Here is a 5,780-nt window from a genome sequence, read left to right on the forward strand (position 1 = left end):
CCGCCGACGCCGGCGGGCACGACTGGGTACTCAGCCCTATCGCTGAAATGACCACCATGGACGTGTTCAGCTACATCGGCCAGGTGATCGCCGGCCGGATTGAGTGCTACGACCGCTTCAACCAGCTAGTTGAGATCTACCGCGACATGAATGGCGGTGACTGCATGGTGAACGTCTACCTGGCCGGAAAACAATCCGAGCGCCCAGCGTGTGGCCATCGGACAGGCTGCTGGTCATGTACCCGCGTCTCTCGAGACTCGTCGGCCGAGAGCATGATTGCCAAGGAAGGCGGCGAGTACGACTGGCTCAAGCCCTTGAACGACTTGCGGAACTACATTAAGGCCCGCCACTTCGATCCGAGCGCTCGATGCTGGCTGGCGCGCACGATTGATAAGGAAACGGGGACGATAAAAATCGCTCCGAATTCTTACTCGCCGGCATTCACCAAAGAGCTGCTGGGAATCATGCTCACGATCCAGCTCGACGAGTTTGACGCTGCCCAGCAAGCCGGTATCAAGCCCCGCTTCACGCTTCTGGATATCCAGCAACTGCTGGCGGTCGAGGCGCTTTGGGGTCGGTATGGATACCAGAAACCGTTTACCGCAATGAGGGTGTTCCTGGAGGTCTACGAGCAAGGTGTTCGTTATGAGATCCCAGATATCGCGGCGCTGCCAAAGTACACCGAGGCAGACCTGCGCTACCCCGAGGTCGAGGTGCCGTTCTGTGATGATCAGTACCAGGGAATGTTCAACGGCCTGCGCAGTATTTCCCATGCTGCTGCCGATGCTGAGTTCCTGACCACAACACGCAGTGGCATGGTGGTCATGGACGTGGTGACCAGCAGCGGATTCGAGATCGATCGGGAAGGTGCAGAGCTGTTTGTGAACTTCGAGTTGGATAACGCCCTGTCCCGCGTGACCTTCGACCAGTCTCCGACTGCGGGGCTGCATTACCTGATGGGGCTGGGAACCATCGCGATCTACAAGGGCGACCATGGCGACTGGGATCGGATGATGCGGATGTCCAACCAGATTTTCAGAAGCGATCTTCAGCCCATCCTGCATGACCGCACTGCGCTGATAACCCGCCTGGGCGGTAACTCATTGGGCCAGATCGATCTGTTCTGATCGTTCCGCTCGGCTACGCATTGGTTGGCTTGGGATTTTCGTGCCGATCGGCATGATTCGGCTCGAACTCAACCCAGAGGACACATCCCATGCCGCGCCAAACTCTGCCACTCGCTCTGCTCGCAATTCTCACCAGCGGTTGTACAAGCGCGCCGATACAAAACCAGGCGTTGCCTACCGAGGTGAGGTCGACCGCAAGGATCGCGCCGGGTTGCATCCAACTCGCTGATGGATGGCACTGCCAGGAATTGGTACCTGCCTCGAAAGCCGAGTCGATGGATCGCCAGCGAGTACCCGGCATTCTGTTGTAGTTGACCATCCCTCTTAGCGAGGGATGGCCTGCCCGGCGGCGGCGTTCAGGACTGCATCGCACCGCCGATTCAGCAGGTCGTGCAGCAGTTCGGCGTCATTGGCCGCATCCACGCAATCGCGGTGGATCGCCTTCTCCAAACTGCACTTCAGCCAGTCACTGGTACCGGGGTTGCTGAGTACCGCCTGAATTTCTTCGTTGATGGCCATTATTTGATTCCTCTGTCCGGAAGGCGTTGTGTGCTCAGCGATTCACTGCCGGAGCACTGGGGAGGTTGCGGTTTTCCTGCGGAGCCATCGGTTGCCCCATCAGCTCAAACGCCGGCGAAATGAACTCGGCTGTCATGGCCTCGGAAAGCGCCTCCAGCTCGAAGTCGGTCACCTGAAAGCTCCCTGGCCAGATCCTGATGAGTGCCGATTTTCGTGCGACAAGGAATTTCTCCTGTTTGAGCATGGCCTCGTTGACGGCGATACCAACAGCCTCCGCAAGAGCATCGCGGCTCCTGAAGAAATGAGTCAGGGAGGAAAACGGGCAGTCGATCGGCACTCCGTCGACGATCACTTGATTCGGCTTCAGGTCGATGACGACGCGATTCGCCACCACTTTCCGCTCCGTCCACTCAATAAACCAGGCCCCGAGAGCGCCAGCAGCAGCCACGGTGCCGGCGACTATCCAGTTTCCCTGGCTGGGCGCATCGAAAACAGGAAACACAGCAAATGAGCCCAGCAGCGTGAGGGGCATAGCCCCCAACCCGAGTAGGCCTTTCGACAGAGCATTCATTGGAGGGGAACCTTGATCGCTGATTTCGACCGATTATTCCACGCCGTCAGCGCCAGCAAGGCCGTAATCAGGTCGTAAAGCGGTCAGAAAACATTTCCCTCGGATTTGCGAGACATGCCCCTGTACGACCCAGGCCAATCTGCTGTCCAGGTCGCCGGCGAGGCCTTCAGGGGGATGGAGTTGGCTGAGCTTTCGCTGCCGTGGACATATCAGACGCCCAGTCCCGGAGATAACCAGGAACGATGAGCTTGTGACGAGCTCTCGATCCACCCGTGTAAAGGGCTGCAAAAGCCCTGCTCGCCGCAATGCGGTCACCAGGCCCTACTTGACTGAGCAAGTCTGGCGCGAGCATCACAGCGTCGACCTCTGAATTGCGTGCGTCCATGACCCGGCCGAGCTGTAGCGGGGCTGTCCCTGACGCATCGAGGTTGAGTAACGATGCCTCGAACTCTGATGAGCTATAGCCCTTACCGAGCATCCGGTCGATGCGCTGAAAGCTACTATTTTTGCTGCCCATGTCCGCCCGGAGATCATCCCAGTTGGTGTACCTGAAGAGCGCGCTGTGGGTTGGCCGTACCTGATCATGGAACAGGCCAATGCAATCGAGAATGAACCGGCGGAAAGTGTTGATTGCTCCAGGTAGCAAGCTGAAGGTCGCGCCAGCGCTCCCCAGGCGCTGAAACCACTCGAATAATCCCCACTCGGAATCAACCAGTATCGTCACGGCCCCGGTGGGAACCTCTGGCTTGTCGTAGTAGACAACCTTTGTCTCGATGCCGTTGTTGCCCTCGAGCGAAGCCAATTTCAGTATCGGGTGTTTGTCGATGAGGGGGTTTATAACTCCCTCGATCTGCCGGCCGGCGCGAATGGAGTGGGTGATCTCGTGCTTGCGGAGTGTGCTAGCCCGTTGGTAGTAGCTCCCATCCAGGCGCTGGCATGCGTCACCCAGGGTAATCACGGGCTGGGTACAGCGGTCGAGAAATACCGAGAGTGGCCAGCTCAGGTCGTGAGCTTCATCGACAATGATGTGGGTGAACTCCAGACCTATGACCGCCTCATGAAGAAGGGTCATGTGCTTGATTCGGTGATAGCCGCGAAGGGGGAGCTGAAGGCGCTGATCGGTTGGTTCTATGGTCTGGTCCCACAGCCTTTGCGCATACCCTACCAGCACCAAGCGATCTACGGCATCGAGGGTAAGCCCTTTGGGGATGTGCTGCTCTGATAAGGCAAGGTCAGTGCTGTTGCAAAAGGAGGCAACCATCCTCGCGCAGGCCGTGGCTACTTGGGCTGGACTGAGCCTACTTATCGACCCGAAGCCTAACCGGGAAGCGATGTCTTCCGGGGTAACCTGGTGCCGAGCGGATGCCCGCTTGCCCGGCCTGTAATAACCGACACTTCGTTCAAGCACGTAGTTGGCGAGATCTCCGAACGTCATTCCTCTCACGTTCGCGGCTGCGATTCGCTGCATCAGGGCCTGGAGCTGCACCGCGGTGAACGCCAGCACGAGTGGTCGACATGATGAAAGCGAGTCCACCAAGCGTTCGATCATGTGGGTCTTGCCGGTACCAGCCAGGCCCTGGATATGGATGCTCTCATCGGGTTCGGCGTGAATAACGCGAAACGTCCGGCTCTGCTGATTCGACAGAGAAATTGTTTTCCCCGATGGGGTCTCGAACGAATGCTTGAGCGGGTTGAGCTTTTGGGTGTGCGCTGCACAGAAGTTGAAGTCCCAGTGGCCACCATTCAGGAATTGCTTCGCGTCCAGCGTCTCCTCATCCAGGAAGCGCAGCCGCAGCCGAGGCATAAGCGCCAGCCCTCGCTCAAACAACTCTCGCTTAAATCGGCCGGCAATCAGGCTAGAAAAAGTACCAGGTGGATGCGTTTGGCTCAGTTCCGTTCCGACTGAGATCAACTCGGCCAGGGCCTTCTCAACGAGCGTTTCGCTTTTCGGCTTACCGTCCAGGGCCGGCAAATTCTGGATGACAGCCACCGAAGCCACTTGGGGCACGTCCCACTGCCCCAGTAGGACACGAGCAGAACTACTCGGATCAACCAGGATGTCGGCCTGTGAAGCCAGCAGTGGGATGTAAAGAACCGGGTCGCTCACGCTTTTATCTCGGTGAAATGAACATCGTCGACCGCCACCAGCACTATCGCCGGAGGCGGGCCCAGCTATCCAGTGTATGCCAGGCCAGCCGGAGGTCACACTATCTCAACGCCGGTACCAGTTGAGCTGGTAGCACCTGGCGTCCTCGGGGATCTGATCGGACGGCCAGCGCAGGCAGTTCAGATACAGACGCTCAGGTTTGCTCGGGCTGGGCCGAGTAGCCTGCACCAGGTAGGCCGACCCACCGGAAGTGAGGATGTAGTCGCCAGCGCTTAGGTCGTCAGCGCCATCGATGTACAGCTTGCATGGGGTGAAGGGCTGGCGTCGGCTGGCCATATCCGCTTTCCTTGATCAGTTTTCGATTTCACAGCTATCAAGTAAGGATTTGATCCGGTCTTGAAACTCCGGGTGCTCAGCAGATATCTCCTGAAGCTCAGGTAGTCGCTCAGTCACAATATCGGCCGCATTTACCCCGAACTCGGAAACCAGCCTTTCGAGGCTGTTGATGACCTCTTCTGGTGCAATATTCTCTCGGACAGTGTTGCAAATAAGGGCTACTGCGGCCTTGGAATGATCATCGAGCTCCACGACACGGATAGGGACTATATCCATAGCCAGTTTCTTAGCTGCCAGCCAGCGAACCTGGCCACCGCCAGGGGTGATCTCATAGCGGTCACCAAGACGGGTAACCAAAAGGGGCTCCATGATTCCGTAACTGAGAATGCTCTCAGCCATAGCATCGACTTGGGCCTGACTGGGAGTTTTTGGGCTGAGCTTGCTTCGCACCAGCTTGTTCGTTTGGACCGCCGTGGGGTTTTTCAAGTCTGTTTTCCTCAACCTTTCGGGTTAGTGCTCTGCGGTTCGCCACTCGCAGCCTTCTTCGGCAATTTAGATGGAATATTTCTGCTGCTTCATTGCGCTTTTGCCACTTCCGCAATGACATGGCCATCGGCGAAGGCCAGATCCAGCTTGCCTGCATCGCGAGCCTGCTGGGCACTACTGATTATCTCCCCACCAGGGCCACGGACTAAGGCAAATCCTCTCCCGAGCAGTGCAAGCGGGTTCGTCTTGTCGAAGACCGTGGATGCAAGCTCCAGACGCGAAGTTTCCTTGGTGATCAGCGCCATACTCAGGGAAGCCACCCTCGAGGCGGCAAACAGCCCCCTTTGGCGCTCAGCTACACACAGGCCAGCCCCGAGCCTTGAAAATCGATCCTGCGCGAGCTGGAGGGCCATGCGCTGTTGGCTGAGGAGGCGGTCCCGGCCTTTGTCGAGGCTGCTTTGCTGTTGCAACAGTTGCCGCTGCTCCCTATGGAGCGTTTCCGTCACACGCCGGCTGAAGGTGCTCCAAGCGCGATCCAGATGCGGGGCTTGCCCAGACACCAGGCGCAAGATCATGCCGTTGGCCCGCTCGACCTGAGCCCGAGCAGTTGAGGCCTCAGACATGAGCGCTGTTT

At 58.0% G+C, this 5,780-nt stretch carries 6 protein-coding genes and 1 pseudogene; 1 reads left to right on the top strand and 6 read right to left on the bottom strand.

Features of this window, described 5'->3' with window-relative positions; genetic code table 11:
* A pseudogene (locus ABX75_RS29560) lies at window positions 1-1,127 on the top strand (hypothetical protein); the annotation flags it as partial.
* 324 nt (window positions 1,128-1,451) lie between these two features.
* On the opposite strand, the gene ABX75_RS27855 reads toward ABX75_RS29560, so the two are convergent.
* The 6 genes from ABX75_RS27855 to ABX75_RS27880 all read right to left on the bottom strand — a co-directional run.
* On the bottom strand, window positions 1,452-1,646 hold the full coding sequence (locus ABX75_RS27855) for a hypothetical protein (protein WP_047883121.1): 195 nt from the start codon (window positions 1,644-1,646) through the stop codon (window positions 1,452-1,454).
* Window positions 1,647-1,680: 34 nt separating this feature from the next.
* Complete coding sequence (locus tag ABX75_RS27860; RefSeq protein WP_047883122.1) at window positions 1,681-2,217, bottom strand: hypothetical protein; 537 nt, start codon at window positions 2,215-2,217, stop codon at window positions 1,681-1,683.
* A gap of 166 nt (window positions 2,218-2,383) precedes the next feature.
* Window positions 2,384-4,324, bottom strand: a complete 1,941-nt coding sequence (locus tag ABX75_RS27865; protein ID WP_047883123.1) for an AAA family ATPase — start codon at window positions 4,322-4,324, stop codon at window positions 2,384-2,386.
* Window positions 4,325-4,429: 105 nt separating this feature from the next.
* Window positions 4,430-4,660, bottom strand: coding sequence for a hypothetical protein (locus ABX75_RS27870; protein ID WP_028619968.1), 231 nt, complete (start codon window positions 4,658-4,660; stop codon window positions 4,430-4,432).
* Between the two features lie 15 nt (window positions 4,661-4,675).
* Entirely contained in the window at window positions 4,676-5,146 is a 471-nt protein-coding gene (locus ABX75_RS27875; protein WP_080963864.1) for a ParB N-terminal domain-containing protein, read from the bottom strand.
* Window positions 5,147-5,235: 89 nt separating this feature from the next.
* On the bottom strand, window positions 5,236-5,780 hold a 545-nt coding region (locus ABX75_RS27880), incomplete at its 5' end, for an exodeoxyribonuclease VII large subunit (RefSeq protein ID WP_047883124.1).

The organism is Pseudomonas sp. ARP3, from assembly GCF_001029595.1.
GTDB lineage: Bacteria > Pseudomonadota > Gammaproteobacteria > Pseudomonadales > Pseudomonadaceae > Aquipseudomonas > Aquipseudomonas rhodesiae.

Bases quoted from the DNA above. Each gene is read 5' to 3' on its own strand.
- ABX75_RS27855 (WP_047883121.1), bottom strand. From the start codon at position 1,646: ATGGCCATCAACGAAGAAATTCAGGCGGTACTCAGCAACCCCGGTACC.
- ABX75_RS27860 (WP_047883122.1), bottom strand. From the start codon at position 2,217: ATGAATGCTCTGTCGAAAGGCCTACTCGGGTTGGGGGCTATGCCCCTC.
- ABX75_RS27870 (WP_028619968.1), bottom strand. From the start codon at position 4,660: ATGGCCAGCCGACGCCAGCCCTTCACCCCATGCAAGCTGTACATCGAT.